The sequence below is a fragment of the Halorubellus salinus genome (assembly GCF_020567525.1).
GTDB lineage: Archaea > Halobacteriota > Halobacteria > Halobacteriales > Natrialbaceae > Halorubellus > Halorubellus salinus.
The window spans coordinates 97,499-124,132 of sequence record NZ_JAJCVI010000007.1; the positions used below are offsets into that span (position 1 = coordinate 97,499).

Below are 26,634 nucleotides of genomic sequence, written 5' to 3' on the forward strand. Positions count from 1 at the left end.
TCCGCGTTGTGAGCGTCCATCTTCCTATGTCGAACGACACTCGGGACGCGGCCCAGGACGAATCCAGGAGCGTGCTCCCGGCACTCGCCTACGTGCTCTTCGCGCTCGCGACGCTGCTCGGGCTCGCCCACCATATCGACCACGTCATCCGCGGCAATCACGTCGGCTGGCCGATCACCCCCCAGGTCAATCCCTTCACGTACAGCCTCGTCATCTACCCGCTCGTCGTCACCGGGTTCGTCGGCTCGCTCACGGGCCGGACCGGGGAACGCTACTGGTCTCTGGTCATGCTCGTCGGCGGCGGCATGCTCGTGTTCTTCCACCTCAGCCCGTGGGCGGTCGAACCACCCGGCGACGTCATCCTCCCCTACGCCAACCCGCTCTTCGGCTACGTCGCGTTCGCCGTCCTGCTCGCGCTCATCGGCGTCGTGTTCGCCGGCGCCGCCTACTCGCTCGCGCTCTGGTATCGGCGCACGAACACGACGCAATGACCCGAAGGGTTGAGTCGCACCCACGCGAACGCCCAGGTATGCGGCAGCTAGCTGGCGTCGCGAAGCGAAGCCCCGGAGGTGAGCGATGATCCGGGCGCGGTTCCGGATGGAGGTCCCGGACGGCATCTGGGTGGCGGCGGTGTCGGAGGCGTTCCCGGAGACGACGTTCCGGCTGCTCGCGGGCGCACCGCTTGAGTCCCGGACGCTCGAACTCGGCGAGGTCGCTGGCCCGGACCCAGCCGCGGCACTGGACGCGCTCGCCGCTCACGACAGCGTCGTGTCCGCCGAACGGTTGTACGTCGACGACGACCGCGGGTTGACGAAGTACGAGACGACCGAGCAGGGCCTGTTCACGTTCCTGGCCGAGACGTCGCTCCCACCGGAGTTCCCACTGACCGTCCAGGACGGCGTCATGGAGTTCAACGTCACCGCCTCCCGCGAGCAGTTCGACGCGCTCGGCGACCGCCTCGACCAGAGCCCGCTGCGCTACGAGTTACTCTCGGTCGTCCACAGCGACGCCGCCGGTGGCGTGTTGACCGCTCGCCAGCGCGAATGCCTCGACGTGGCCCTCCACAGCGGGTACTTCGAGGTGCCCAGGGAATCGACGCTCGCCGACGTCGCCGACGCGCTCGACGTCGACAAGTCCACGGCGAGCGTGACGCTCCGACGAACAACCAGCCGCATCGTCGACTGGTTCCTGCTCACCACCGACGACCACACGCTCGACGCCTGAAGCGCCTCGAGGTCGCCGTCGGTGTCCTTCTGCTCGTCGAGTACCCGCTCCCGCTGTGACCGACTCAGTCGTGGAACGGGGACGCGTCGACGGAAAGCTCCTCGTCGCCGATGGTTGCCTTCGGTTCCAGCAGCGTCGACCGGTCGAACTCCGCGAGCGCCTCGTCCGCAGCGACGCGGGTCGGCCAGTCCGGGTTCGCGAGCGCGCTCGTCCCGAGCGTCAGGAGGTCGGCGCCGTCCTCGAGTACCTGGCGGGCCGCCTCGGGCGTCCCGAGGGACCCGTTGGCGATGACGACCGTGCCGTCCGTGACGTACTCGACGGCGGCCTCCGCCAGCGACGGCCCGTCCTCGCCGAACGTCGGCTCCGTGGCGTACCGCTCGGTCGTATGGACGTAGTCCGCGCCAGCATCCGAGAGCGCCTCGAAGAACACCGCCGCCGCCTCCTCGCCCTCGGGCCACACGTAGCCGTAGTCCGTCACCATCGACTGCGACACCCGCACGCCGACCACGAAGTCCTCCGGCACCGCGTCGGCGACGGCCGAGACGACCTCGGCGGGATACCGCACGCGGTTCTCCGGCCCGCCGCCGTACTCGTCGTCGCGCTTGTTCATCTTGGTCGAGAGGAACTCGTTGAGGAGGTAGCCGTTCGCGGCGTGCAACTCCACGCCGTCGAACCCGGCGTCGGCGGCGTTCGTCGCCGACGCGACGAACCCCTCGCGCGCCGTCTCCAGGTCTGCCTTGGTCGCCTGCTTGGGCTTCGGGTACCCGCCGTCGCCACCGTAAGCCTCGTTCTTCACGCCCTCGGGCTGGACCGGCGACGGCGCGATGGTGTGCTGCTCGGCGGCCGACGGAATCCCCTGGTTCTGGGCGCCGCTGTGCATCAACTGCGCGAAGATCGCGCCGCCCTCGTCGTGGACGGCGTCGGTGACCCCCGTCCACGCGTCGACGTGGTCGTCCGTGACGAGTCCGGGCTGCTTCCGGTACCCCTTGCTGTAGGCGTCGTCCGTGTAGACGCCCTCGGTCACGAGGAACGAGAACCCGCCCTCCGCGAACTTCGCGTAGTATCGGGCCATCCGCTCGGTCGCCCGGCCGTCCTCGGTCGCACTCACCCGCGTCATCGGCGCCAGACCGACGCGATTGTCGAGCTCCAACTCACCCAGAGACGTCGAATCGAATAGCACGTTGCCCCGAGCTACGAGCCCAACTCGAATAATCGCTCGGATTCAGACGCCACTCACCCCCATCGCCGCCGAAGCCACTGCCTGCGCTCCGTGTCAGTGCACCTCCACGCGAACGGGACGTGCTCCATCGCGGGCCGGGTCCGTGCGCACTGACACGACTTCGCCGGGAGGCGAGGTGCCATACGAGTCCACCCCGTACCGACCCCATGGACGACGCTTCTCGCACCGGGGCCCTGTCGGGGCTGCACACGGCGCCACGGACGGATATCTCCCAGCACCAGGGCCAGTTCCGCATCCACTTCAACTTCCCCGGCCGCGTCCTCCCGGGACACGACGACCACGGGTACGGGCCCCTTGCGACCGTCGTCGAGTCCTTCATGGACCCCGGGACCCTGATACGGATGCATCAGCACCGCAACGAGGAGATCATCTCGTGGGTCCCTGCGGGCGTGATGCGGCACGACGACCGCCACGGCAACGACCTCGTCACCGACCCCGAGCACCTCATGGTGATGGGCGCCGGGAGCGGGTTCTGGCACGCCGAGGAGACGCTCGCCGACGACCCGCCGCTACGGATGCTCCAGATATTCGTCCGCCCGCACACGCTCGACCTCGAACCGAACATCCAGCACGAGCCGATCCCCGACCCGGTCGCCGGCGAATGGCGGCACCTGTTCGGCCCCGAAGGCACCGACGCACCGCTTTACGTCCGCAACGACGTCGAGCTCCACGACTGTCGACTCGACGCAGGTACCTCGACCAGACCCCCGTCGCGACCCGGCTGGCACACCTACCTCTACGTGTTCGACGGCGCCGTCGAGGTCGACGGCGAGCCCGTGGGGTACACCGAGAGCGCGCTCGTCACCGACGCCCGGGACCACTCGGTCACCGCCACCGAGGACGCCACCATCGTCGCGTTCACCATCAACCCCGACGCCCCCATCACGCGGCAGGGCACCATCGGGCGCTGACCGACGACTCGGTGCCGTCATCACGCGGTCTCGATCCGGAATTGAGGTTCGAACCAATCTTCGATAGTCTCGTCGACCGCATCGAACCAGGATACTGAACGGGGTCTCGGTTCGAGGGCGTCGCCAACGTACAACAGGGCTGCTAGTCGCGGGTGTAGCCCATCGACTCGAGTTCGCTGATGACGTCCTCGCGGTTCTGGAGGGCGGCGCGGTAGACGGCTTCGCGGATGTCGAAGACGGGGATGTCGCGACCGAAGCGATCCTGAGTCTCTGCTTCGAGTTCCTGCTCGCCGGTCTTGACGTCGTCGTGCACGAAGAACGTGAGGCGTTCGTCGCGCTCGAACTGCACGGACTTGTCCTTGAGCATCCGCCGCACCACGTACGGCTGTCCGCTCTCGGTGGTGTCCTTGCTGGTGCCCTCGGTGGTGTCCTTGCTGGTGCCCTCGGTGGTGTCCTTGCTGGTGCCCTCGCTGGCGCTCTCGCCCCTCGATGAACTGGATGTCGCTATATCATTTTCCGAGGTGGCCGTGGTCTTCGAACGTGATTCCCCGGAATCGCCCGACGACGACGCGCTCGGCGCGTCCGTCGATGCATTGCTATCCGCTGCGACCGGTTCTCCGTCACGCTCCTCGGCGTCTCGTTCACCTGCACCACGCTCCGTCGAGGCGTCCGCCACGTCGGCGTCCTCGACGGACTCATCCTCGTCTTCGTCGTCGCTCCCCCAGACGTCACCAGTCCCGGATTTCATACCCCCCATCGTCACACCTCCGCGAGCCCCTCTATCTCACCCGGTTCCGGGGGGTTCGGCGCCTCGATGCCGCCCTGCCGTTCGATGTGGCGGGCGAGCTCGTCGAACTTCGCGAGCGTATCCATCTCGTGGTCCCGCTGGCGGTCCCGATGCTCGCGAACGTACGTGAACGCGCTACAGTTCTGGCGCCAGCAGCCCTCGAAGAGCGAACTCCGCTGCCGGAACACCACCGGCACGTCGTACCCCAGGTCGCGCACCGCTTCGAGAATCTCCGTCTGGTCGTTCGTCCCACTGAACCCGTTCGGCACGGCAGCCAGTACGCCGACGCCGATCTCGAGTTGCTCGCTCAGCCCACTGACCAGGTCCTCGAGGCCGTTCACGGATGCCTGGCCTTTGGCGCTGGGTTCGATGGGAAGGACGAGGTTCCCGCTCGCGGCGATGGCGTTGTAGACGCCCGCGCCGGGGGAGGCCTGGGGGTCCATGATGACGACGTCGTACGCCTCGTTCACCTCGTTCTCGCGGAGGACCCGCAGGAGCTGGGTGTACTTCGGGAAGCTCTCGCCGAAGTCCGAGCGGGAGTCGGCCTCGCGTTGCAGGACGTCCTCGAGGTCGTCGAGCATGTTGTGCTCTGGGATGATGTCGACGCCCGGGTGGTCGATGTCGTGGTGGATGAGTTCGTCGAAGGGGCCTTTCTCGCGTTCGACGAGGTGGCGGACGATGTGGTCCGCGTCGGCGTCGGCGCGGTCGTGGTCGATGTCGAAGAGGTGACTGAGGTCACCGTCCTGTGGGTCGAGCGGGATGACGAGCACGTCGAGGCCGGCGCGGGCGTGGGCGACCGCGAGATTCGCGGCGAGCGTCGTCTTGCCGACGCCACCAGCTTCGCTGTAGACGGTATACGGGAGCATTTGCTACCTGTTACAAACCACTGCTACAAATAATTCACCCGTTCGAACCAACCAATTGCTGCAACCAACCATTTTCAACAGATGATTGTAACTATCGCTACAAACAATTGTATGCATTGATTGTCACACGCGCTCGTTTGAATCGTATGTTTGTAACGGGTGGTTCACTTGGTTGTTGGCGACAACTGATCCGCACACTTGTTCGAGGTGTTCGAGTGGAACGTCGGACGCAACCAAGCGTCTCGGGGCGGAGTTTTCGCGTGTACAGATGCCTGAGAGAGTGGTTCACGTCCCGTTCGGATGTCCCCTGTGGCACGTGTTACAAGCGACTGGTTCAACCGACCGTTGCAAACTGGTGTTTGTAATACGTGTGGTGGCGCTGGGGGTGTTCGTGCTGGAGCGCTGGTGGGCGAGACTGCCGGGGGCGAACGACGCGGCTGGGTCCGCATCGGTGCTGAGTCGGAGTCAGCTATTTACGCCAACCCAGTCTTGTTAGATCCATGCCACGAACTGTGGAGGTCGACGGGCGCGCAAGCATCGACGTAGCGCCGGACACCCTCGTCGTCAGTATCGAGATCGAGGCAGGGGACAGTACGGCCGCACGCGCCAGAGACCTCGAACTGGACCGCCGCACCACCCTCCGCGATGCACTCCCCGACGTCGTCGACGACACCGACGTCACCGTCACCGGCCGCTACGTCGGCGAGAGTACGGCCGCGTTCGACGAAGGCGTCACCGGCGATTACACCGCCCGCACCACCCTCGACGTCCGGTGTGCACCGAACGTACTCGACGACGTCGTCGTCACCACGACCGACACCGGCGGGTCCGTCGAATCGGTCACCCCCATCGTCTCCGAAGGCCGACGCGAGGAGCTCCGCGAAGAGCTGGTGACTGCAGCGACCGAGAGCGCCCGCGAGCAAGCCGACCACATCGCGGAAACGCTCGACCGCCCAATCACCGACGTCGTCTCGATATCGACGAGCGAGCCCGGCCCCCTCGACAGCTTCGCCGATGAAATCATCCCCAGTGGTGTGAGTGCCAACTACGACCCCGGGCCCGTCGAACTCGCAGCGTGCGTCACCGCCACCTTCGAACTCGGCCCCGCGGACGACGAACCCGATCAGCGCCAGCACTGACACCGCGGGTGTACTCGCGTGTCAACGCACGGCGTCGGGATGCGTGAACGAGAACACGCCCGCAGCCGGGTCGACGTCGACCACACTCAACCCACGGAATCCGAGGTTGAGATAGTGCGGTCGCCCGCCGTCCTCGCCGCCCGTATCGTAGCCGAATGCGTGAGAATGCCCGGTGACGGTCCCGTAGACGTCGTGCGTCCGCACGGCGAGCTTCAGCGCTATCGAGCCGGTGTGGAGGTCCTCGAGGTCCTCCTCGCGCGTCCCCTTGGAGTGATGCCGGTCGAAGGAGGTGTTGAACGGCGACAGATGCGACGCGACGAGCACGTCGGTCCGTCCGGCGAGCAGGTCGCTGAGGCGTTCGTACGTGGTGTCGATGTCGTCGATGGCGCGACGGAACGCGGGTCGGTTCGCCGCGCGAATCCCGAGGCGGTCGGCGGCTGCCTCGGGCGTCGTGGCGTCGGTGACGACGTCGTAGCAAGCGGCCTCGACGTCGGCGGCGGCCTGGTCGGCCGCGTACCGCCGCTCGCCACGTGGTGCGGTCCGCGCGTCGATGGCGGGGAACTCCGTCTGGTCGAGGGACGCGGTGAGCGAACGCCGTTCGCAACCCCACCCGACGACGATCAGTCCATCGAGTTCGAGGACGGCTTCGTGGCCGGACTGGGCGGTGGGTACTGCGTCGACGACTTGCGTAGGCATCGGTGCGTGGTCGTGATTCCCGGGGACGTAGAAGACCGGGCAGTCCGCGTCGAACCGCTCGACGAACGAGCGCGCGAGCTGGACGTCCTCGGGCCCATCTCGATGCGTGAGGTCCCCGACGACGAGCACGGCGTCGAGGCCGTCGGGTACCGACATGGCGTCGACGTCGTGGTCGCTCGCGTCGGGTTTCAGATGCAGATCGTTGCAGACGAGCAGCCGCATGCTTCAAAAGCACTTCGGACACCGATATGAACCCACTGGTAGCTTGACACTCGGTAACACCCAGTGTCAGCCCCTGGACCGACCCAAACGTCCGAGGCTATCTATCTAGCCTCTCGGGCTGCCCGGAGCAATACGTATTGTGCGAGTACTTGAGCGGATAGAGATGCTGTCTCGATTCATGAGCCAGCTAGTACCCCAGGATACGCCGACCGAACCTGAGGCGACCAATCCCGAAGTGGTCGGTCTCGGCGAGACCGAGACGAGCGACGTCTTCGCCGCGTTGTCCTCCCGGACGGCGCGCTCGATCTTGAGCGCGCTCTACGACACCCCGGCCACGGCGTCGGAGCTCGCGGACAGCGTCGATACCTCGCTCCAGAACGTCGGCTATCACCTCGACAACCTGAGCGACGCGGACCTCGTCACGGTCGTCGACCAGTGCTACTCGCCGAAAGGCAACGAGATGGACGTCTACGCGCCCAGCAACGGCCCGCTCGTCGTCGTCGGTGGCGGGGAAACGGAGACCGAACAGACCCGGACGGCCATCGACCTCCTCGAGTTCCCGACGACCACGTCAGCCACGAGCGACTGACCGACCGTCGCGGGATAGCGCTCGAAGCGGGCCGCGGCCAGCTTACCGCGGAGTCACTGCATCTCCCGTGTGTCGACGACGTGGGTCGCGTCGATCCGAAGCCACTCCGTCACCGCCGTCCCGTCCTCGGGGTCGGGAACGAGGAACGTCACTTGCTCCGCGGCGGAATCGTGACGCACTTCCAGTGGGCACGCCTCGTGGTCGTCGGTATCGTCGCCGTGCCCGTTGCAGCTCGTCGATTCGCGCGTCCGCTCGCTGTCATTCCGCGTCATATCGGGATGATCGGAGCGGGGATGGATAGTTTGGAACCCAGTGTTGCACGACGAGCAACGCCCACAGTCCTGGGGAGCCGTCGACGAGTTGCGTCAGTCGCTCAGTGGTGCGTTCGAGGCGAGCGCTGCGTCGGCGTCTGGCTGGTCGGAATCTGGTTGGTCGGGGTCGACGGTGAGGGCGTAGCCGTCGTCGGTGATGTCGACGGTGAGCGTTTCCAGGGTGGCCTCGAAGACGGTGCGGTGGTGGCCGTCGGGGTCGTAGCGCATCCGGGATTCGACGAGGCCGGCGTCGACGAGGCGGTTCAGGCGGCGGTAGATGGTGGTCCGGGAGGCGTCGCAGGCGTCGGCGAGGTCGCGTGCCGGTGCGGGTGTGCTCTGGATACGACGGAGAATCGTCTGCGTGTGGTCCGCGGCGAGCAGTGTCAGGAGGTCGGTTGGTTGCGGGGACTGTTCGCGTTCGGCGGCCGCCAGTGGAGGGTGACTGGATTGCATCGGGCGTCTCGTGTGCGACTGTTCGCTGCCATCCCCCAATCCCTAGTGTCAATCCACGTGGTGCGCGTCGTGGACGCAGGCTAGATGTATTGCGTCGGTCGCGCTGGTGGGCGACTCGGGCACGCTATCGAGTCAGCTTGGACGTCCTCGACGTTACCCCGTTCGGGGCTCGGAGCGCATTCGTCGGCGCTACCAGGGGGCCTGTACGGGCTTCCGGGGGAGTGTTACGGCGTGTGAAACACGGAACGGTCGCTTAGGTACCACTCCGTCGAACAGTCGAGACGATGAATGAGAGTGACGTGACGTGCGTCCCGGCCACCCCGGGGGTTCCAGTGGGGTGGCGAGCTGGCACGCCCACTCGCGACGGCCCACGTACAGGGGCTGGTTCGCGCGGTGCGGCCGGTGGGTGCGCTGTCGTCCAGCCGTTCTCGTTCGACGACGGCTCGGAGTCGACGGGCTCGAAGACGGAGGTCGTGGAGTCCGAGGGAGACGGTGGCGAGCCCGGTGATGGGACGGTGACCGCTGGTTCGCGGGGTTCTGCGAACGATGTGCCGTCGGCGCCGTGGACGGTGCGGGACGACGTCCTCGACCAGCGGCCCGACAGGCAGGTGCTCGTGGTCGGCGACGGCGTCGTCGGGCGAACCGTGACGGCGCTCCTCCAGCGGAGCGGGTACGAGCCGGTGCTCGCCGCGACCCTCGACCACGACCCAGAACGAGCCCTCGTTCACCTGGACGCGGCCGCGTTGGAGGGACTCGCACATCTCGACCTCGCCGGACCGGTCCGCGACCGCGGCACCCGCGTGGAGAGCGTCCGCGTCACGCGCGCTGGCGCGGAGTCGACCGGGTCCGGCGTCACCGTCGAGACCGTCGAGTCGCCGGGAGCGTCGAGTGTCGTCGTCGAGGCGAGAGCACTTCGCCGGTTGCTCGCGGCGCACCATCCACTCGAACGCGCCCAGACCAGTCGGACGGTCGCACGCGTCACGGAGCGCGCGGACGGTATCGACGTCGAGTTCGGGGACGGCGTCGAGGAGTCGTTCGACGCCGTCGTCGACACGGTCGGGGCTACCCCACTCGAGCACGGAGCGGGTGTGGCGCCATCCACGCACAGCTACGCGCAGTACGTTCGTCGATGCGAGGTCGACCCGGAGGGGGAACGCCAGGTCCGGGACGTCTGGGTACCGGGGGCGCTCGTCCAGGCCATCCCCGGTACTGGGGGCGCTGAGGGGTGTCTTCGCGTCACGACCAGTCGCGGTGACGTCACCGGACTTACCGAGTGCACCCGTATCGACGAGGCGGTAGGCGTGGCTGCAGGTGTGGTCGCCGACGTGTTGCGTGCCGGGGAGCCGACGCGCGTCGAGCAAGTGCGGTCGGGCGCCAAGGCGCTGTCGCCCGCGGCCTGGGGCGCCGGCCGTATCGCTCGCTGCGGGGAGGCGGCGTATCCGGTCGCGCCGGCGACCGGCCGTCGCGTCTCGTTGGGCGTCCGTGACGCGGTCGCGTTCGTCTCGGCACTCGCCCGCAGCGACCGCTCGACGACGGCGACCATCGCAGCGTACGCGACCGCACGGGAACGACGGTTCGCCGCCCTCGGACGACGATCCCCCGTCGACGCGCACGACAGTCACGCCTCGACTCCCGGCGCCGACGGGACGCTCGACACGCTCGACGCCTTCCGTACGCTCGCCCTCGACGGCGCACTCGACACGACTCCCGACTCCCTCTAGTACACTCACTCGACCCACGCCGAACGAATCCCACGCGCCACTCGTCCATGCCACGACGACCTTCATAGACACGCTGGCGGACGAACGAGAGCATTCCTCACGCGGTCCAGTCGGACGCGAGGATGACGGACTCGCTAGTCGTCGAGGAGGAGCTCGAAGACCTGTTGCTCGGCGAGCCGGAGGTGCTTGTTGAGCGTCGGTTGCGTGATGTCGAGGCGGTCGGCGACGGCGTTCCCGTCGTTCTCGCGTGGCCATTCGAAGTACCCCGCCGCGAGGGCGGTCTGGAGCACCTCGAGCTGGCGGTCGGTGAGCTCCTCGCGGACGCGTTCCGCGAGCGCGCCGGGCGTGACCGACTCCTGGTTGTGCTGGCGGCGCGCGACCAACTCGAGCGACGGCGCGATGGCCTCGAGGCGCTCGACGAACGACCGGACGTCCGCCTGCTGTGGGACCTCGACCACGACGGTCACCGCATCGGGGTCGGCCGACGCCGCCCGAAGGACGCCGCCGTACTCCGCGAGCGGCGACCCGAACCAGTCGTCCGCGCGCACCTCGACGAGCGTCGACGACGACTCCGACGCGACCACGGACACCGCGCCGTCCAGTTCGTCGCTCGCGATGGCGGCGACGTCCTCGGGGACGCCGCGGTCGAACCTGTAGTAGACGCTGACGTCGCCGTCCTGTCGAGCGACGGTGCGTTCAAGGGTCACCCGGCAGTCCGCGGCGGCCGCGGCGCGCGCGAACGACAGCGCCTCGCCCCGTCCCGTGAACTCGAGCTGGACGGTCTCGTCGGACTCGAGCGCGCGACGGCGCTCGATGGCGACGATGGCGTCCCCGATGGACGTCCCGAGCGACCCCAGCACCCCCTGCTCGCGGTCGCCGAACGCGTTCGGGTGGTCGGTCGCCACCGACAGCACGCCGTGCGTGATGCCGTCGTACGATACCGGGACGGCACAGATGGACTGGTAGCCCGCCGCCAGCGCTCGCTGCCGCCAGTCGCCAGCGGGCCCCGCGTCCACGATGGAGTCGGTCACCTGGACCTCGTCGGTCTGCCACGCCCGCACGGCCGGGTGCGGGTCCGCGCTCTCACCGGTCGTCTCCAGCCCCAGGCTATCGACGTACCGGCCGGTGCCACCGACGACCGCGCGAGCGGTGAGCGTGTCCGCCCCGGCCTCCAGCCCACCGACCCACGCCAGCTCGTACGGGCCGGCGCTCGCGAGGCGCTCGCAGACGGCGCGCTCGACCTCGCGCGCCGTCGACGCGTCCGTGATTGCAGCCTCCACCTGACGGGTGAGTCGCGCGATGCGGTCCAGGCGCTCGGCGCGCTCGGTCTGCGACCGGAGCTCCGCCTCCTGGGCTGCGAGCCGCTGCTCGCCCTGGAGGTGGTTCAGTGCGGCTTCCAGCGTCGCCGCCAGGACGTGCGCCGCGTCGATGGTCTTCGCGTCCAGCGCCTCGTCCATGGCCCCGACGAGCAGGACGCCGTGGTTGCCGAGCGCGAGCACCCGCCAATCGGCGAGCGCCTCCAGTTCCGACGTCGCCGCGCTCGACGCACCTCCGTTCGTGCTCGCGACGCCATCGCTGGGGGCGACGACGCGCCCGGCCGCGAACGCCTCCCAGAGCGGGCCCTCCCCGGGACGAACCGACGCCCCCGTGACCGAACTCGGCAGCCCACCGGACCCGACCTCGGGCTCCAGCACGCCATCCGCGTCGTCGTAGAGGAACGCACCGACCGCCGGCAGCTCAAGGGCGTCCACCGCGGCGTCGACCGCCGTGCGCGTCGCCTCCGCGGGCGTGTCCGCCGTCGCGAGCCCGTCCGTCGCCGCCTCGAACGACCCGATACGGCGCTCGTGGGCCTTCCGGTCGGTCACGTCACGACTCACGATGACGACCCGCGGCGGCCCGCTCTCCCACGCGATGGGATAGCAGTCCGAGTGCACCCACCGCTCGGTCCCATCTGGGCGCTCGATGCGGTACTCCAGCGAGTACCGGTCGTCGGCCGACCCCGCGTACACGTCGTCGACGACGCTCTCGACGAACGCCCGGTACTCGCCGCGATCGTCGGGATGGAGCGTCCCGAAGAACCCGTCCTCGTAGCGCTCTTCGATACCGGCGAGGGACTGCCCCCAGATCGCCTCGTACCCCGAACTCACGTAGTCCGGGTCCTGGTTCGGGGCCGTGATAGCGTCCGCTCGCGTCATGAAGATGGCCTCGTCGATGCGGTCCACGATAGCGCGGAGCCGGCGCTCGCTCAGTCGCTGCTCCGTGACGTCCCGCTGCATCGAGACGACGCGGTCCTCGCCGTTGATGACTGCCGGGCTCACCGTCGCCTCGATGTACACCGTCTCCCCGTCGGCGGTCTCCTGTTGCCACTCGACGGTCTCCGACTCGCCCGACGCCATGACGCGCTGACAGAGCGCTTGCGCTTGCTCTTTCGTGAAGCCCGCGTCCGCCGCACTCAACTCGTCGAAATCGAGGTCGAGGACGGTCTCGAGGTCCTCGTACCCGAGTCGCTCGACGAACGCCCGGTTCGCGTCCACGAGCTCCGCCGTCTCCGGGTCCTGTATCGCGATGGCTTCCGTGACGCCGTCGAAGAGCTGCTGGTACTCGCGCTCGCGCCGGAGGCGCTCGGTGACGTCCCGGACGCTCGCGAGCACGCGCTCGGCACCCCGTATCTCCACGACGCTCAGGTGTATCTCGGCGGGGAACGTCGACCCGTCCTTGCGGTGACTCGGCCACTCGAACAGCTGCGGGCCCTCCTCGCGCGCCGCCCGAATCTTCTCCCGGGCGTCCGCGATCCCGTGCTCGGGGTTGGTGACGACGTCGATCGTGTCGCCGACGAGCTCGTCGCGGTCGTAACCGTTCAATTCGCAGAACCGCTCGTTGACGTCCAGTATCTCGCCGGTCTCCGGGTCGTGCACGACGAGGCCGTCGGAGACGCTCTCGAACACCTCGCGGTACGTCTGCTCGAGCTGGTGGCGTTCCGTCACGTCCCTGGCGAGGACGAGCACGCGGTCCTCGCCGCCGATGGTCGCCGGCGAGAGCGTGCACTCGAGCCGTCGGCGCTCGCCCGCCGCGGTCTCGATGACCCACTCGATGGTCTCGGCCTCGCCGAGCTCGGCGACCCGCTGCTGTATCTCGAACGCGCGGTCGGCCGTGTACCCGTCCGCGGTCGCGGAGACCGCGTCGAGCCCCCGGTCGAGCAACCCCTCGCGGTCGTATCCCGTGACGTCGAGGGCGGACGCGTTCACGTCGACGAGCGCTCGCTCCCAGGGGTCGTAGACGAGGATGAGGTCGTTGACGTCGTCGAACACCTGTGCGTACCGCTCCCGTTCGGTCGCCGTCACACCCGACTCGTCGACGTCGGTCGTCGCTCCGGTGGCGCTGACGCGCTCCGTGAGCCGTGCGACGAGCACGCCGGGGTCGCGGTCGACGAGTGCGCGTGGTAGCGTCTGAACGGTCGGTGTCGCCACCGCATCGAGGATGCTCGCGTCCGTCCACTCCTCGACGAGGAGCACGACCGGTACCGGCTCGTCGCCCCCTCCCCAGCGGTCGACGAGCCCGTCGACGTCCACGCTCGAGTCGTGCGCGTCCACGACGAGACAGTCTACCTCGCCTTCCCCCTCGTCCGCAAGACGAGTCACGTCGACCTCGCGGTCGACGCCGCAACTGCCCGCGCGCACCCCGTCGACGACCGGGTCCGCGCCCACCACGGCGATCCGAACGGGTGGTCCCCTCGCAGCGGTCATATCACACACTCTCGGCGCCCTCACCTAAAACCCAGGCGGCTGACGCCCAGCGCGGCGAGTCCACCCGAACGCACCCGCCGACCCCGGGGGGTAGTCCGGGACCCCCCGGGTCAATCCTGTGCGACGCCCGTGGGCGTTGGCTCGGTGGTGACGGTGCCGGGGGCGTACCGACTCCAGAGCACGAGGAGGCTCGGGAGCACGAGCACGCTCACGGCGAACGCGGTGGTCAGTGCGACGACGACGATGGCACCGAAGCTCTGCAGCTGGGGGTGCGGGACGAGCGTGATCGTGGCGAGCGCGCCGACGGACGTGAGGGTGCTACCGAGGAGCGCGCCGCCGGTGCCGGTGACGGCTGCCTCGAGGGCCTCGTACGTGCCCGCGCCCTCGCGGCGTTCGTCGGCGTACCGGTCGCCGACGTGGATGTTGTAGTCGATACCGAGCCCGATGACGAGACTCATGAGCAACGCGGTCAGGAGCGTCAGCGGTATCGACAGCAGGTACATGCCGCCGACGACGAGGCCGAGCACGAGCGCGATGGGGACCGCGACCACCAGCCCGAGCGTGGCGCTCCCGTGCATGTACCGGAACACGCCAGCGAGCGTGAGCGCGATGGCGGCGAGCGCGACCGCCATCGTCGTGAGGATGCCGTCGACGATGGCGCCCAGGATCGCCTCGTTCACCGCGAACGACCCCGCCACGGTCGCGGTCCGCCCGCTCCCGTCACCGGCCATGATGGCGGCGCTCTCGTCGAGGTCGGCGACGACCGCGTCGGCGTTCGCGTAGTCCGCATCGAGCGACAGCGACACCAGCAGGGACTGGTACTCGCCGTCCTCGCGCGCAACGACGCGACTCGCGAGGTCGCTATCGGCCTCGTAGAGCGCATCGTAGACGCGCTCGAGGTCGCGGTCCGGGATCCCGTCGTCGTCGGTATCCGTCTCGGCGACGACGGCCGCCAGGTCGTCGTCGCGAGCGGCGACCGCCTGGACGACCGTCACCGGCGACGTGACCGCGGGGCTCCCCGTCCCGTCGACGAGGAGGTCGCGGTCCCGGACGTCCTCGACCCCGCGCTGCACGGCGTCGAGCGTCCCGTCGCTCGTCACGTCACCCTCGACGAGTATCGGCTCCTGGAACGCGGCGTCCGCGCTCGCGGGCTGGTAGACGTCCTCGACGTGATCGCTCCGGGCGGCGACCGGATGCGTCTCCCACCCCAGCGGCCCGGGCAACTGCTGCTTCCACTCGGCGACGTCGCCGTCGCTCTGCTGGTAGCTCTCCTCGTCGAGCCCGACCCACGCAGCGCCGCCGACGGCGCCGACGAGGACGGCGACGACGAGCACCACCGGCGCGCCGCGACGCGCGAGCGTCACCAGCCGCCCGAGCACGGGCTTCAGGAAGCGCCCGTGACCGAGCGGAGCCTTCCGCCGGTCGACGCCGACGTGCTCGAGGAGGCCGTCGATACCGATCTTGAGGGCGGGCACGACGGTGAGGAAGATGACGAGCGCGGAGGCGACGCCGAGCGTGATGGAGACGCCGAGGTTCCGGATGAGCGGCAGTGGGCTCGAGAGGTTCGCGAGGAACCCGATGGCGGCGGTGACGGTGACGAGGACGAGCGCGGTCGCGATACGGGTGACGGAGCGATGCATCGGCGCGCGGATGCCCTCGTCGTCGGTGCGGTGTTCCCGATACCTGTTGAAGACGTGGAACCCGAAGTCGATGCTGAGGCCGGCGATGAGGACGACCGGGATGACGGTGATGGCGCCGGCGGCGACACCGAGCCAGCCGAGCAAGCCGATCATCCAGAGGACCGAGAGCGTGACGCCGACCATCCCGACGACGACGTCGACGAGGTCGCGGTACGCGAACCCGAGGACGACGACGATGAACGCGAGCGCCACGGGCACGACGAGTTCGAGCATCTCGCCGAAGAAGTGACTGCTGTAGGCGTTCCACGCGTGACTGTTCAGCACGAAGAACCCGCTTTCGGCGCGCTCGGTTGCCTGCTGGTAGAGCGCGGCGGTCGCATTGTCGAGCGTGGGCTCGCTGACGCTGGTGTCGAGCGTGACGAGCATCCTGCGGTCGGTCGCCGTCGCCGAGGCGTCGTGGTCGGCGGGCAGGTATCGCGCTGCTCGGGGGTCCTCGGCGAGCGTGCGCTCGACGAGCGCCTCGACGTCGCTGGAACTGGTCGCTTCCAGCGCGTCGATCTGCTCGCTGAGGGTCGCGTTGGGCGTCCCGGCCGCGCGGACGGCGACGAGATTGGAGAACCCGTGGATGCCGTCCTCGTGGAGCGCGCGAGCGACGGTTGCGTTCTCGCGTATCGTCTGCTGGTATCGGAGTCCGGCGAGCAGCGATTGCTTCGAGAGGGCGTTGCCGTCCTCGCGTTGGACGTAGACCGGTTCAACGGTACGGTTCGGGGTGTCGTCGGTTCGTGCGAACTGCTCCTGGATGGTCTGGGAGGTCTGGACGCGGTCGAGGTGGTCGAACGCGTCGGCGTCCGCGCTCGCCTGACTCCCGGTGTCGACCATCGGGACGCCAGCGACGACCACGGCCGAGAGGAGGACCATCGCAAGGAGCGTGAGGCGAGTGTGTTCGGTCACGAACCCGACCAGGGTCGCTAATCTATCTCGTGACATCGGTCGCTGTAGCACTGCGTTCGCCCGCACCCGGGTTATCAATGTGCGCAGGGTTGCGGGGCCAACAACCCCGCAGAAGATATAAGTAGAGTAACCATCCGGTATGGAAGAACACATCGACTCCAAGCGAGCGTCCACCCAAGCCACCGGCGCACGGCGACGAGTCGCTGGGCGGAAGAACGGTCCAGCACTTCACGCAAAAAAGATGCGTCAGCGACCTCCCGGCGCAATCCGGCCGTCGAGGACAGTTACTCTTTGAGTTGCACCTCGTCGTCGGTGATTCGGTCGATTCGTCGGGATTCGAGCAGGTAATCGTCCGCCTCCTTCTCACCCCACCCGAGTTTCGACCGAATGGAATCCGTGATCCCCGCGTCCGGGTCGACGTACGCCGTCCCGTTCCTGACCTCCTTGATCATCCCGACCTTGTCGCCCTTCGCGTTCACGACCCGCTTCCCTTCGTCATCGTCCGAGATGTTTGTTCGTTCCATTGCATCCCACCGAACGGAACCCGCGAGGATTGTTATGAAGCTCGTATCCTCGCCAGGAGCCAGTAACACCCCGTTTCCCGACAGCAAGCCGCCACGACCACTGCACTCTCCGGCAGGAATCCACCGAACCGCACGATGGAAGAGCGACCGCCGGATGGACGAGCGACCGCCCGACTCGAACACCGTGCGCTCGTCGCGTCACAGGAGTCAGGTTAGCTCGACCGGGCCGCTTCGAGCCACCCGGTGACGGTCTGTTCGAGCGCGCCGGTCGTGCTCCCGAGGTTCAGCAGCTGATAGCCGTTCGCCGCCTTCTCGGCGACGTCGTCCATCCCGAACCCGAGCCCTGCTACGGGTACGCCCGCCTCGATTGCCTTCGACCGAACCGTCTCCTCCGCCTTCACGACGCTCGGATGATTGATCTCACCCGGGTACCCGAGCGATACCGACAGGTCGAGCGGCCCGACGAAGACGAATCCGAGCTCCGGTACCGCGAGGATGTCGTCCAGATTCTCGATGGCCGTCTCTGTCTCGATGGTGACACCGACGAGCGTCTCCTTGTCTTCGGTGGCGACGTACTCGTCGGCCAGTCCCCAGCGGCGAGCGCGCGGCGACCCCAGCCCCCGGTCACCGGGAGCGTCGTCGTACCTGAACCGACCGGCCCGTACCGCGGCGCGGACCTCGTCGGCGGTGTCGACGCGCGGCAGGAACACGTTTCTCGCGCCGAGGTCCAGCGCCTTCCGGACCAGCGTCGGGTCCGTGTCGGGTAATCGAACGAGCACCTCGACGTCGGTTCGTTCCGCAGCACGAAGCAGGTCCTCCATCTGGCGGGCGTCCCACGGGTCCGGCCCGCCGTGTTCGAGATCCAACCAGATGAAGTCGACGCCGAGCTCGCCGAAGAACTCCACGAGCGTCGGACTGTACGTGTTGTCGAGTACTCCGAACGCGACGTCTCCGGCGTCCAGCGTCGTGGCGAGGTCGTTCGCGGGTTGTGACGCCGTCATCGCTCTCCAGCCCCCGCACTGCCGACCGCAGCCTGCGTTCGACCGCCGACGATTCGTCCTGTCGACTCCTCTGCGCCGGACTGCTGGAGTCGTTTGTTGCCCGCCTCGGTCCGCTCGGGTCCATTCATGTAACCACAACGGTCCTCCTACACCACGGCCACGCCCATAATTAGGTGGCGCGTACCACGGGTTCTCACCCGCCGAGCCACCACCCGTACAGTTGCGTCTGCTCGTCGTCGCTCGGTCGCTTCTTCGATTGCCCGTACGTCTTCCCTTTGAGGAGCTGTCGTTCGACCGCGTTCGCTGCGAGCCGCAGCGCGTGCGCGGCACCGTATCCCTCTCCGTCGGCGGTGAAGTACCCGCGGTCGGTGGTCAATCGAATCCGTGCTTCCACGAGCGGGACGCCGCGGGTCTGTTCCGTTCGTTCCTCGAGTTCGATGCTGGCCTTGATGAGGGTCATCTCGCCGTACTTCGAGGTCATGCCTTCGATGAGCGCGGCGACGTCGTCGTAGTTCATGCCCTCCAGCAGGTCGAGGCCGAACACTTGGACGGCGTTCCGGTCGTCGCGCTCCCAGGTGAGCGCGTCGATGACGTCCGTCTTCGTGATGATACCGATGGGGTCGTCGGTGTCGTCGTCGGTGACCACGAGCGAGGAGATCTCCCGTTCGAACATCGTCGCCACGACCGTGTCCAGCGGTGCGCTCCGGTTGACCGTCGCGACCTCGTCGGACATCAGGTTCCGGACGGGGATGTCGAGCATCCGGTCGGAATCGCCCTCGCGAGCGCCGGCGCCACTCCGGTTTTGCCCGCCGCCACGGCCGCGGCCACCGAAGTCGCCCGACGACCCGCCCTGGCTCTTGGTGCCGCCGCGCGTCGTGAAGTCGATGACGTCGTACAGGCTCAGCATCCCCGTCAGCTCTGTCTCGTCGACGACCGGGAGGTGAGCGATGCCGGCTTCTCGGAGTAGGTTGAGTGCTTTCCCGATCGTGGTCTCGGGTGTCGCACTGATCAGGTCCGAGGTGTACGCGTCCTCGACGGTCGCCGCGTCGAGGAACGGCCGGACCGCTTCGAGGACGGCGTCGCCGGTCACCACGCCGAACACCTGGTCGCTGTCGAGCACGGGCAGGGTCTTGGCGTCGCTCCCGATCATGAGTCGGGCGACTTCGCGGACGTCCTCCGTGCGGTCGACGGTGGGGACGTGCTGGACCTGCGAGCCGACCTTTGCAGACGGCTGGTTCGACGAAGACGCCAGCTGTCGGCGGCTGACGAGGCCGCGGTACTCGTCGCCGTCCGTGACGACGACGGCATCGAGCTCTTGGTTCTCGAACGCACCAGCGACCTTCGAGAGCGGTGCCCCGATATCGAACTCGGTGAATCTCGTTGAAAGTATCTCTGAAATGTCCATGCGTGATTCAATAGAAAGAGGGGAGCCAGACGGTTATGGTTACGCATCGTTTACATCTGGAAGTGGGGGTAACGTGGATGCAAAAGCGGATACAACGCTCGTGTCAGCACCCGTCTCGTTAAATCCGCCCAATATCCAGTAACGAGCCGCATTCTCCCTACTGCGCCGTCTCGAACTCGAACCGGGTTCCGCCGTCGGTTCCGTCGGACACGGTCACCTCCCATCCGTGGGCTTCCACGATCCGTTTGACGATCGCCAGTCCGAACCCGGTCCCGTCGGGCGCGGACGATTCCCCCGGTTCGAAGACGTCCTCGCGCATCTCGACTGGAATCCCCGGGCCATCGTCCTCGACGTACAGGCCCCGTTCGCCGTTCTGACCGACGCGGACGGTCACGTCCGAGCCACCGTGCTCGATAGCGTTCCGGAACAGGTTCTCGAAGACGTGCCGTAGTCGTTCCGCGTCGCCCTGGAACGTCATCTCGTCGACGATCTCGATGCTCGCGTCCTCGGTGTCCACCGTCGCCCAGCATCTTCCGACGAGGTCGGTCAAACTGACGGACTCCGTCTCACTTATGCTATCGCCCTGGCGAGCGAGCATCAACGTGTCCTCCACGATCGCCTCCATCCGGTCGAGTGACTCCCGGAGCGGGTCGAGGTGACTGCTGTCGGTCTGCTCGGCGAGGAGCGCGGCACGACCCTTTGCGACGGTGAGCGGGTTCCGCAAGTCGTGCGAGATGACGCCAGCGAACTCGTCGAGGCGCTCGTTCTGTTGCCGTAATCGCCGTTCCCGTTCGACGCGCTCGGTCACGTTCCGAGTGATGCCTACGAGGCGCGTGATGTCGCCGTCGGTGACTACCGGCGCGAGCTTCGTCTGCCAGAAGCGAGCTCGTTCGTTGACCGGCAGTTCTTCTTGATACGATATCGGCGTGCCAGCGTTGATACAGCGGTGGTAGTTCGCTTCGAGTGTCGCGCCCTGCTCGTCGCCGAACACCTCTCGTGGTGTCTGGCCGCGTACCTCCTCGGTCGTGATGCCGGTGTTCTCCTCGTAGGACGGGCTGAGTCGTTCGAACTCGAACCGGGCGTCCTCACCGTCCCGTTCGACGTTGATGAGGAAGATGGCGTCCTCGACGTTGTTCAAGATCGCCTCGTACTCGTCGGCGAGGGCCTGCGCTTCGACCTCGTACTGTTTCCGCTCGGTGATATCCCGGCTACTGAGCAGGATTCCGTCGACGACACCGTCGTCGAGGCGATTCCGAAGCGTGGCCTCGATCCACCGCCAGGACCCGTCCGCGTGCCGGAACCGGACTTCGACGGATTCGGAGACCGACGGGTTCGATAGCACCGTGTCCATCGCTTCGACGTTCCGGTCCCGGTCGTCGGGGTGGACGAACTCGCGTCCTTTGCGACCGATCAACTCCTCGGGGTCGTGGCCCAATACGCGTTCGACGGCCGGGCTGACGTAGGTAATCCGCCCGTCGGTGTCGGTGACCGTGACGAGGTCGTTCACCTCCGCGACGAGCGTCCGATACCATTCGGTCCGGTCTGTCTCCCGTTCCTCGGGGACGACGTCGTCTTTCATTGGTCGTAGTACGGACAGACGGTACAAAAGTGGCCCTACCCTGCAAGATTGTCGGTGGCCAGCACGCAGGAGTGTCGAGGGTCGGCTTGCAGGATGGTGGAGGGCCGGCACGCATGAGGGTCGAGGGTCGGCTTGCAGGATGGTCGAGGGCTGGCACGCAGGCGGGTCGGTGGCTGGCGCGGTGGTCGTAGCGACTCCACACGGCAATCCGAAGCTAGTAACCGGACTCCTATGGAAAACAGATACTATTATCTTGAGACTCCCAAATAAGAAAAAGTTATTATATTTGGCAGCAGATTTGTTAATCACGCATGGCGCACATCCACCTCGGAGAAGGGTCGTTCCCACTGTGGGCACTGGTACTCTGGACGCTACTCGGCGCCGGACTCGTCGGCGTCGCAGTGTACCGCATCCGCAAGGGCGGCATCAAGACACACCAGGTCGCGCTCGCGGGCATCGCCGCCGCAGCGAGCTTCGCGATCTTCCAGCTGAACATCCCCGTCTGGGGCGGTATCCACATGAACCTCACCGGCCTCGTCGGCATCCTCGCCGGCCCGCTGCTCGGCGCACTCATCGCACTCGTCGTGAACATCTTCTCGGCCGCACTCGGCCACGGCGCCGTCGGCCTCCTCGGCGCGAACACGCTCGTCAACGCGAGCGAAGCCATCGTCGCCTACTACGCGTTCAGGACCCTGCTGCGGTTGGACTGGGACGTCTTCCCCGCGGGCGCCAGCGCCGCCACCGTCGGCCTCTCCGCAGGCGCCGTCCTGATGGGCGCGATCATCGTCGTCAGCGGCGTCAACGGCAGCGCGCTGCCACGCGGTGACCTGACGATCGCCGTCGCCGGCCTCGTCGGCCTCAACCTCGGCGTCGCCGTCATCGAGGGGGTCCTCACCGGGTTCATCGTCCAGTTCCTCGCGTCCGTCCGCCCCGACCTCGTCGGGCTCGCCGACCGCGACACGCAGGAGGAGCCGACCGGGGTGACCGCCTGATGCAGCGCTGGAAGCAGTACGGCGGCCTCGCCGGCCTCTTCGCGGCGTTCCTCGCGGCCGGCTACTGGGGCTTCACCGCGACCGGCGGCGCGCTCCCGTGGGCCAAGCGCTCCGCGAAAGCCCTCCAGCGCGGCGTCGAGGACGGCGGCGGCGCACTCGTCGACCTCGGCCGCGGCATCGTCGTCGCCGGCCCCATCCGCAACGGCGGGCTGTTGCTCGAGTTCGGCGCACTCGTCCTCCTCATGGCCGCGCTCGGTATCGGACTGTACGTCTACGTCGACCGCTACGGCGGCTTCGAGGACGGCGAACGCCCCGCTCGATAACCGTGACGACACTCTCGAACCACGTCCCCGACCCGCGACTCGTCACGGCGTTCGCCGAGCGACGAGACGGGCCACTGCACCGCGTCAACCCCTGGACGAAGGTCGGTATCGTGGGCGCGCTCGCCCTCGCCGTCACGGTGTTCGACCGGCTCGCGCTCCTCGCCGGCCTCTACGGTGCCGTCCTCGTCGTCTACGGACTCGCGGGACTCCCGTACCGTCGGCTCGCTGGCTGGTACTCGCTCCCGTTGCTGTTCCTCGTCTCCGTCGCCGTCCCGCTGGCGTTCCTCGAACCGGGGACGTCGATCGGTGGCGCACTCCCAACGCCGCTCGGCGACCTCTCGGTCACATGGGCAGGACTCGTGCTCTTCGCCGAGCTCAGCTGTCGGTCGCTCACGGTCGTCACGTTCGCCCTGACGGCGTCGATGACCACGAAGTACACCGACGTCGCGTACGTGCTCGGGCGACTGCTCCCCCGCCCCATCGACCAGATCGCGCTGCTCACCTACCGGTTCACGTTCGTCATGCTCGAGACGCTCGAGGACCTCGTGAAGGCCGCGCGCTCCCGCGGCGCGAACCTCTCGGAGTTCTGGTCGAACAAACGCCTGTACGCCAGGATCCTCGGCATGACGATGCTGTCGGCGATCGAGCAGTCAGAACGCCTCGTCAAGTCGATGGAAGCGCGTGGCTACGACGGCGACATCACGCTGTACGGCGACGTCTCACGACCGCCGTTCCACGAACTGTTCGTCGTGGCCGGGTCGTACGTCGCGGTCGTCGGCTACGCAGCGGTCGCGGTCTACGGGGTGGGACTGTGAGCCGAGACGAGCCTCCCCTCGTCGACCTTCGGTGTGAGGCCCACACCTACCCGGACGGGACCGTCGGGATGCACGACGTCGAGTTCTCGGTGTACCCCGACGAGGTCGTCGCGCTCGTCGGCGGCAACGGCGCGGGGAAGTCGACGCTCCTCGAACACCTGAACGGGACGCTCGTGCCCGACGACGGCGACCTCGTCGTCGACGGCACCCCGATCACCGAGGACGTCAGGGCACGCGCGCGGAAGGCGGTCGGGTTCGTCTTCCAGGACGCCGACACGCAACTCGTCGCACCCACGGTCCTCGACGACGTGATGTTCGGCCTCCAGAACGACGGCGTCCCCGCCGACGAAGCGAGGGAGCGTGCTCGTGAGGCGCTCGCGACCGTCGACGCCGGCCACCTCGAAGACCGCATCCCGCACTACCTGAGCGGCGGCGAGAAACGCCTCGTCGGCCTCGCCGGCGTGCTCGTCCTCGAACCGAGCGTCGTCGTCCTCGACGAACCGCTCGCCGGGCTCGACCCCGAGCGCTCCCAGCTGGTCGCCGAACGGGTCGCCAAGATCCGCGAGGACGGTATCAGCGTCGTCCTGTCGACGCACGACCTCGAGTTCGCCGCCGAGGTCGCCGACCGCGTCTGCGTGATGGCCGACGGCAACGTCGCCGGGGGCGGGACGCCCCGGGAGGTGTTCTACGACGACGCGCTCCTGGCCGCCGCGAACCTGCATCCACCGAGCGCAGTGCGCGTCGCTCGCGAAGCAGGCCTGGGGACGACGACAAAGCCGGTGACCGGAACAGAACTCGTCGAACTCCTCACGGCAGCCACCGACACCAAACCCGTGCAGACACCGGTCGCTGACGCCGACGGACCCACCTGAAGCGCTTCTTCGTCAAGCCTCTGGACGGACCGAACAGTGGTCTGCCCGCGGTATACCGCGCTCGTCTGCTATGGGTAAGGGATGGTGCTCACCCGCCGTACCCCTCGTTCTCGATCGGGCCGCTGAACACGCCGTAGAGGAACTTGAAGTACCACAGCACCAGCAGCAGGACCGGGAACCCGAGGACGGTCACGAGGTTCAACGCCAGCGGCGACACGACCGCGTCCCGCACCAGCAGCCCGGTCGGCGGATAGACCGTCGGGTACAGCAACACGGCGACCAGGAGCGTCAGGAGCGTGGGGAGCGCCAGCGCGCTCGCGAGCCACGCCCGGTACTGGCCGCGTCGGGCCAGCACACTCCCGCCCAGCCCGAAAGCGACCGAGAGTGCGACGACTGCAGCGACGGGCAGCGAGAGCACCGCGTCGGCAGCACCGCCCGCATCGGTCAGGACGACAGTCGCGAGCAGCACGACCACGCCCCCGAGGTACGCCAGCGTCGCGCCGACGCCGTACGCCCGCAGCTCCGATGCCAGCTCGGGCTCGGTCTTCGCCGCGAGGAACGCCGCCCCCGTGACTATCGAGACGGCGACCAGGCCGACGCCCGTCAACACCACTGGGAGCGTCGCCGGGCCGAACAGCCAGCGGCCGGCGAGCATCCCCAACAACAGCGGCGCGAAGGCGCTCCCGCCCACGAAGGCGTAGTCGGCGTAGCGCTTCCAGCGGACGTCGTCGCGCTGCTCGCGGAGTTCCGGGCCGAGCCCGCGGAACACCAGGGCGACGACGAACCCGAGCGCGAGCAGGTAGTTGTCCGCCAGGAGCCGCGAGTACACCCGCGGGAACGCCGCGAGCAGCATCGTCCCGAAGGCGACGACCCACACCTCGTTCGCGTCCCAGACCGGGCCGAACGCCGACAGGAACGTCTCCCGCTCGTGTTCGTCCGACCGGGTCGCGTACAGCATTCCGATGCCGAAGTCGAACCCGTCGAGGACGACGTACATCCCCAGCGCGAACAGCACCGCGCCGAACCAGATCTCGGGCAGGGACTCGACGAGGTACGCGTCGACGGGGATCAGTGGGTCAGTCATCGCTGGTCACCCACGGGAGCGGCCCGCGCCAGCGACCCGCGCTCGACTCGCGGACGCCGAGCGACCGGAGTTCCTCCCTGACCAGCCACTTCAGGATGTACAACGCCGTCAGGATCAACCCGACGTAGAGGACGACGAACCCGACCAGGGTCAGCGTCGCCTCCGTCCCGGTGAGCGTCGAGGACACCGCCTCGCTCGTCCTGAGTTCGCCCTGGATGACCCACGGTTGCCGGCCGATCTCGGTGACGTACCAGCCGGTGAGCAACGCAGCGTACCCGAACGGCGACGCCGCGATCATCGCCTTCAGGTAGCGCGTGCTATCGGCCAACCGTCCACGGTACGTGAGGTAGCCGCCCCAGAGCGCCAGTCCGATGAACAGGAACCCGAGCCCGACCATGAAGCGGAACGACCAGAACACGAGCGCGACCGGTGGGTTCTCCTCGTACTCGTTCAGGCCGACGACCTCGGCGTCGAAGTCCCCGCCGCTGGCGAGGAACGACCCGATTCCGGGGAGACTCACCGTGACGAGGTTCTCGGCTCGTGGGTCAGTGAGCGCGTCGAGGGACTTCGGGAACGCGAGCAAGTGGAGGTCGGCCGCGCCGGTCTCGTAGTGGGCCTCCATCGCGGCGAACTTCTGGGGCTGGGTGTCCTCGACGTGCCGGCCGTACGCGTCGCCGTGGATCGCCTGGAACGGAGCCGAGACGAGCAGCAGCACCACAGCGAGCTTGAGTGCGGAGTTCCAGGCGTCCGCGTCCGGCTTCTTCCAGACGATGTACGCCGAGACGCCCGCGACCAGCAATGCGACCGATATCACCGACGCGTTCATCATGTGGACGTACATCCACGGCATTCGCGGCGTGAGGAACGCAGCGACCGGGTCAGTGAGCTTCGCGACCTCCATCCCGCTGCGCGTGACCATCTCGTACCCGCGCGGGGTCTGCATCCACGCGTTCACGACCAGGATCCAGAACCCCGACAGCCACGCGCCGACGCCCACGAGTACCGAGGAGAGGACGTACGTTCGGTCGGTGACGCGCTCGCGGCCGTACAGCAACACGCCGAGGAAGACGGCCTCCAGGAAGAACGCCATCTTCGCCTCGAACGCCAGCGGGCCGCCGATCAGCTCTCCAGCGACCTCGGCGAACTGTGGGAAGTTCGTCCCGAACTGGAAGCTCATCGGAATCCCGGTGACGGTCCCCATCACGAACCCGGCGGCGAACACCTTCACCCAGAACGAACGCAATCGCGCGTACCGCTGGTCGTTCGTGCGCACGTCCTTCCAGGTGAAGTAGACGATGAACGGTGCGAGGCCGATGGAGAGCGACGCGAAGATGATGTGAACGGAGATCGTCCACCCGAACTGCATGCGGCTCGCGATCTCCGGGGAAAGGAATGCCACCGCCCATCCCGGGTCGACGGCACTCAGCAGTGTGGCTGGATGCATGTGCCTCACGGTATGTCGTAGGAGTTAGTGAGGGGCCACCCGATTCCCGAGGTCGGGCATTTGCCCGACAGTATTATACCCGTGAGAACCTAGCTCTCGAAC

Annotated in this window: 24 protein-coding genes; 10 read left to right on the plus strand and 14 right to left on the minus strand. The window is 67.7% G+C overall.

Annotated elements, in window-relative coordinates; translation table 11 throughout:
• Positions 1 to 26 precede the first annotated feature (26 nt).
• Complete coding sequence (locus LI336_RS18500; protein WP_227134648.1) at positions 27 to 491, plus strand: hypothetical protein; 465 nt, start codon at positions 27 to 29, stop codon at positions 489 to 491.
• Positions 492 to 576: 85 nt separating this feature from the next.
• Positions 577 to 1,224, plus strand: a complete 648-nt coding sequence (locus LI336_RS18505) for a helix-turn-helix domain-containing protein (RefSeq protein ID WP_227134649.1) — start codon at positions 577 to 579, stop codon at positions 1,222 to 1,224.
• Positions 1,225 to 1,288: 64 nt separating this feature from the next.
• Here LI336_RS18505 and LI336_RS18510 read toward each other — a convergent pair whose 3' ends face one another.
• Complete coding sequence (locus LI336_RS18510; protein WP_368408402.1) at positions 1,289 to 2,434, minus strand: oxidoreductase; 1,146 nt, start codon at positions 2,432 to 2,434, stop codon at positions 1,289 to 1,291.
• 176 nt (positions 2,435 to 2,610) lie between these two features.
• Between LI336_RS18510 and LI336_RS18515 the strand changes: the two genes are divergently transcribed.
• Entirely contained in the window at positions 2,611 to 3,375 is a 765-nt protein-coding gene (locus tag LI336_RS18515; RefSeq protein WP_227134651.1) for a pirin family protein, read from the plus strand.
• Positions 3,376 to 3,517: 142 nt separating this feature from the next.
• Here LI336_RS18515 and LI336_RS18520 read toward each other — a convergent pair whose 3' ends face one another.
• Both LI336_RS18520 and LI336_RS18525 read right to left on the minus strand, forming a co-directional pair.
• Entirely contained in the window at positions 3,518 to 4,132 is a 615-nt protein-coding gene (locus LI336_RS18520; RefSeq protein WP_227134652.1) for a DUF7970 domain-containing protein, read from the minus strand.
• Positions 4,133 to 4,134: 2 nt separating this feature from the next.
• Complete coding sequence (locus tag LI336_RS18525; protein WP_227134653.1) at positions 4,135 to 5,028, minus strand: ParA family protein; 894 nt, start codon at positions 5,026 to 5,028, stop codon at positions 4,135 to 4,137.
• A 500-nt stretch (positions 5,029 to 5,528) separates the two neighbouring features.
• Between LI336_RS18525 and LI336_RS18530 the strand changes: the two genes are divergently transcribed.
• Complete coding sequence (locus LI336_RS18530) at positions 5,529 to 6,167, plus strand: SIMPL domain-containing protein (RefSeq protein ID WP_227134654.1); 639 nt, start codon at positions 5,529 to 5,531, stop codon at positions 6,165 to 6,167.
• A gap of 21 nt (positions 6,168 to 6,188) precedes the next feature.
• Here LI336_RS18530 and LI336_RS18535 read toward each other — a convergent pair whose 3' ends face one another.
• Positions 6,189 to 7,085: a metallophosphoesterase gene (locus LI336_RS18535; RefSeq protein ID WP_227134655.1), complete on the minus strand. Its 897-nt coding sequence runs from the start codon at positions 7,083 to 7,085 to the stop codon at positions 6,189 to 6,191.
• A 178-nt stretch (positions 7,086 to 7,263) separates the two neighbouring features.
• On the opposite strand from LI336_RS18535, the gene LI336_RS18540 reads away from it, so the two are divergent.
• The gene (locus LI336_RS18540; protein WP_227134656.1) at positions 7,264 to 7,674 is read left to right on the plus strand and encodes an ArsR/SmtB family transcription factor; all 411 of its coding nucleotides are present in this window, start codon (positions 7,264 to 7,266) and stop codon (positions 7,672 to 7,674) included.
• 53 nt (positions 7,675 to 7,727) lie between these two features.
• Here the strand turns inward: LI336_RS18540 and LI336_RS18545 are convergent, their stop codons facing one another.
• Together LI336_RS18545 and LI336_RS18550 are read right to left on the minus strand one after the other, a co-directional pair.
• Positions 7,728 to 7,946 carry a hypothetical protein gene (locus LI336_RS18545; RefSeq protein WP_227134657.1) on the minus strand — a complete coding sequence of 73 codons (219 nt, stop codon included), beginning with the start codon at positions 7,944 to 7,946 and terminating at the stop codon, positions 7,728 to 7,730.
• Between the two features lie 93 nt (positions 7,947 to 8,039).
• Positions 8,040 to 8,438: an ArsR/SmtB family transcription factor gene (locus LI336_RS18550; protein WP_227134658.1), complete on the minus strand. Its 399-nt coding sequence runs from the start codon at positions 8,436 to 8,438 to the stop codon at positions 8,040 to 8,042.
• 284 nt (positions 8,439 to 8,722) lie between these two features.
• Here LI336_RS18550 and LI336_RS18555 point away from each other — a divergent pair, with 284 nt between their 5' ends.
• Positions 8,723 to 10,159: a hypothetical protein gene (locus LI336_RS18555; protein WP_227134659.1), complete on the plus strand. Its 1,437-nt coding sequence runs from the start codon at positions 8,723 to 8,725 to the stop codon at positions 10,157 to 10,159.
• A gap of 134 nt (positions 10,160 to 10,293) precedes the next feature.
• Here LI336_RS18555 and LI336_RS18560 read toward each other — a convergent pair whose 3' ends face one another.
• The 6 genes from LI336_RS18560 to LI336_RS18585 form a co-directional block, all read right to left on the minus strand.
• The gene (locus tag LI336_RS18560; RefSeq protein ID WP_227134660.1) at positions 10,294 to 13,902 is read right to left on the minus strand and encodes a PAS domain S-box protein; all 3,609 of its coding nucleotides are present in this window, start codon (positions 13,900 to 13,902) and stop codon (positions 10,294 to 10,296) included.
• A 110-nt stretch (positions 13,903 to 14,012) separates the two neighbouring features.
• Entirely contained in the window at positions 14,013 to 16,493 is a 2,481-nt protein-coding gene (locus tag LI336_RS18565; protein WP_227134661.1) for an efflux RND transporter permease subunit, read from the minus strand.
• Positions 16,494 to 16,777: 284 nt separating this feature from the next.
• Positions 16,778 to 17,017 (minus strand): DUF8593 domain-containing protein, encoded by a 240-nt coding sequence (locus LI336_RS18570; RefSeq protein WP_227134662.1) that lies wholly within the window; start codon positions 17,015 to 17,017, stop codon positions 16,778 to 16,780.
• A gap of 212 nt (positions 17,018 to 17,229) precedes the next feature.
• A complete protein-coding gene (locus LI336_RS18575; RefSeq protein WP_227134663.1) occupies positions 17,230 to 18,018 on the minus strand; it encodes an HpcH/HpaI aldolase family protein in 789 nt (262 codons plus the stop codon).
• A 193-nt stretch (positions 18,019 to 18,211) separates the two neighbouring features.
• Positions 18,212 to 19,423, minus strand: a complete 1,212-nt coding sequence (locus tag LI336_RS18580; protein ID WP_227134664.1) for a CBS domain-containing protein — start codon at positions 19,421 to 19,423, stop codon at positions 18,212 to 18,214.
• Between the two features lie 157 nt (positions 19,424 to 19,580).
• Positions 19,581 to 21,002 carry a PAS domain S-box protein gene (locus LI336_RS18585; protein WP_227134665.1) on the minus strand — a complete coding sequence of 474 codons (1,422 nt, stop codon included), beginning with the start codon at positions 21,000 to 21,002 and terminating at the stop codon, positions 19,581 to 19,583.
• Positions 21,003 to 21,313: 311 nt separating this feature from the next.
• On the opposite strand from LI336_RS18585, the gene LI336_RS18590 reads away from it, so the two are divergent.
• The 4 genes from LI336_RS18590 to LI336_RS18605 all read left to right on the plus strand — a co-directional run bounded on the left by LI336_RS18590 (position 21,314) and on the right by LI336_RS18605 (position 24,004).
• Positions 21,314 to 21,994, plus strand: a complete 681-nt coding sequence (locus tag LI336_RS18590; protein WP_227134666.1) for an energy-coupling factor ABC transporter permease — start codon at positions 21,314 to 21,316, stop codon at positions 21,992 to 21,994.
• Positions 21,994 to 22,317, plus strand: coding sequence for a cobalamin transport operon protein (locus tag LI336_RS18595; protein ID WP_227134667.1), 324 nt, complete (start codon positions 21,994 to 21,996; stop codon positions 22,315 to 22,317). Before LI336_RS18590 ends, LI336_RS18595 begins: the two co-directional genes overlap by 1 nt.
• Positions 22,318 to 22,319: 2 nt before the next feature.
• Entirely contained in the window at positions 22,320 to 23,132 is an 813-nt protein-coding gene (cbiQ, locus tag LI336_RS18600) for a cobalt ECF transporter T component CbiQ (RefSeq protein ID WP_227134668.1), read from the plus strand.
• 68 nt (positions 23,133 to 23,200) lie between these two features.
• Complete coding sequence (locus LI336_RS18605; RefSeq protein ID WP_264475563.1) at positions 23,201 to 24,004, plus strand: energy-coupling factor ABC transporter ATP-binding protein; 804 nt, start codon at positions 23,201 to 23,203, stop codon at positions 24,002 to 24,004.
• Between the two features lie 88 nt (positions 24,005 to 24,092).
• On the opposite strand, the gene LI336_RS18610 is transcribed toward LI336_RS18605, so the two are convergent.
• Both LI336_RS18610 and LI336_RS18615 read right to left on the minus strand, forming a co-directional pair.
• On the minus strand, positions 24,093 to 25,088 hold the full coding sequence (locus LI336_RS18610; protein ID WP_227134670.1) for a cytochrome d ubiquinol oxidase subunit II: 996 nt from the start codon (positions 25,086 to 25,088) through the stop codon (positions 24,093 to 24,095).
• Complete coding sequence (locus LI336_RS18615; RefSeq protein WP_227134671.1) at positions 25,081 to 26,532, minus strand: cytochrome ubiquinol oxidase subunit I; 1,452 nt, start codon at positions 26,530 to 26,532, stop codon at positions 25,081 to 25,083. The genes LI336_RS18610 and LI336_RS18615 overlap by 8 nt, the downstream gene beginning before the upstream one ends.
• Between the last annotated feature and the right edge of the window lie 102 nt (positions 26,533 to 26,634).